At 69.2% G+C, this 1,515-nt stretch carries 1 protein-coding gene; it reads left to right on the top strand.

All coding sequences use genetic code 11. From position 1 onward, the window contains the following. Positions 1-268 precede the first annotated feature (268 nt). Positions 269-1,501 (top strand): IS110 family RNA-guided transposase, encoded by a 1,233-nt coding sequence (locus BIV28_RS19545; protein ID WP_076264201.1) that lies wholly within the window; start codon positions 269-271, stop codon positions 1,499-1,501. The last annotated feature ends 14 nt before the right edge of the window (positions 1,502-1,515 follow it).

The following is a 1,515-nucleotide window of genomic DNA, read 5'->3' as shown; positions in this document are numbered from 1 at the left end:
CTCACTGGTGGACCGTGGGGTGTGACAAGGGCAGAGTTCTTGTCGCACTACCGGTGTCGTCGGGTCACTGCCGGGCTGAGCGAGCCGCGCTGCTTTCGGGGACGGCCTGACTGAGAGTTGCAGGGCCCGACGGCCCGGGACGTGCTGATCGGCCATAGGGCTTTGCGCCACGGGCTTCTCGGCCTCGGAGCGCCTCAGTGAGCGACCGACCGTCACATCCCGGACCGGAGTGCGTGTTTTCCGTGGGCTGACGGAAAGGAGCACTCTCATGGAGGCTACGCCCACCAGCACGTATGCCGGGATCGACTGGTCCTGGGGCCACCACGCGCTCTGCATCATCGACGAGCACGGACGACGAGTCGAGGAAGTGACCGTGTCACACACACGGCCGGGACTCGCCACGATCACGGCCCTGCTGCGCCGGCGGTCGGTCGCACGGGTCGGGATCGAGCGCGGCGACGGGCCGGTGGTCGAGCACTTGCTGCGCGACGGCTTCGAGGTCGTGGTGATCTCCGCCCGACAGGTCGCCTCGCTACGGGCCCGGCATGGCAGCGCGGGCAACAAGGACGACCGGTTCGATGCGTTCGTGCTGGCCGATGCCCTACGCACCGACGCCGGCCGGTGGGCGGTGGTCCGCCCCGACAGCGAAGAGACGCTCGCGTTGCGGATGCTTGTCCGTGCCCGGCAGGACCTCGTCGGTCACCGGATCGCCGTGCACAACCAGCTGCTCGCCACCCTCCAGCACAACTTCCCGGGCGCGGTCGGGTTGTTCAGCCAGCTCGACATCCCGATCAGCCTGGCGTTCCTGCGACGCTTCCCCAGCGAAGCACGAGCGGCTTGGCTGACCGCAGGCGGCGGCGAGCTGAGGATGGCGCACTGGCTCACCGCCAACAGCTACTGCGGTCGACACACCCCGCGGCGACTCGTCGACCACCTGACCACAGCCGCCCAAGGCCGAACCATCGGCGCAGCCGCGGAGGCCTCCGAGGTGATCGTGACGACGCTCGTCGACGTGCTCACCGAACTGCGCACCCAGCAGGACGCGCTCGAGCATCGAATCCGCGAAGCGCTCCTGGCCCACCCCGACGGACCGATCTTCCAGTCGCTGCCCCGAGCCGGTGTCATCCGCGCCGCAACCCTGCTTGCCGAGATCGGCGACTGCCGCGCCCGGTTTCCCGACGCGCCAGCACTCGCGGCCGCAGCCGGTGTCGCTCCCTCGACCCGGGCCTCTGGCAAGCACCGCACCGTGAGCTACCGCCGCGGCTGCAACAAGCAGCTCCGCGCAGCCCTGGTCGACTGGGCACAAGACACCCCACGCGCCAACGCCTGGGCCAGCGACACCTACCAGCGAGCCCGTCAACGTGGAGCCCGGCACCCACACGCCGCACGAATACTCGCCCAGAGCTGGACCAGGATCCTTTGGCGCTGCTGGCACGACCACGTGCCGTACGACCCCGACCTACACGGACGCTTGGCTGTCCTCCAACAACAGGCCGCTTGACATAGGGCTCTCAG

The organism is Intrasporangium flavum, from assembly GCF_001956915.1.
In the GTDB taxonomy this organism is placed as follows: Bacteria; Actinomycetota; Actinomycetes; order Actinomycetales; family Dermatophilaceae; genus Monashia; species Monashia flava.
This window is presented reverse-complemented; position numbering and strand designations above follow the sequence as displayed.

Coding starts and splice junctions, on each gene's coding strand:
- BIV28_RS19545 (WP_076264201.1), top strand. CDS start 269: ATGGAGGCTACGCCCACCAGCACGTATGCCGGGATCGACTGGTCCTGG.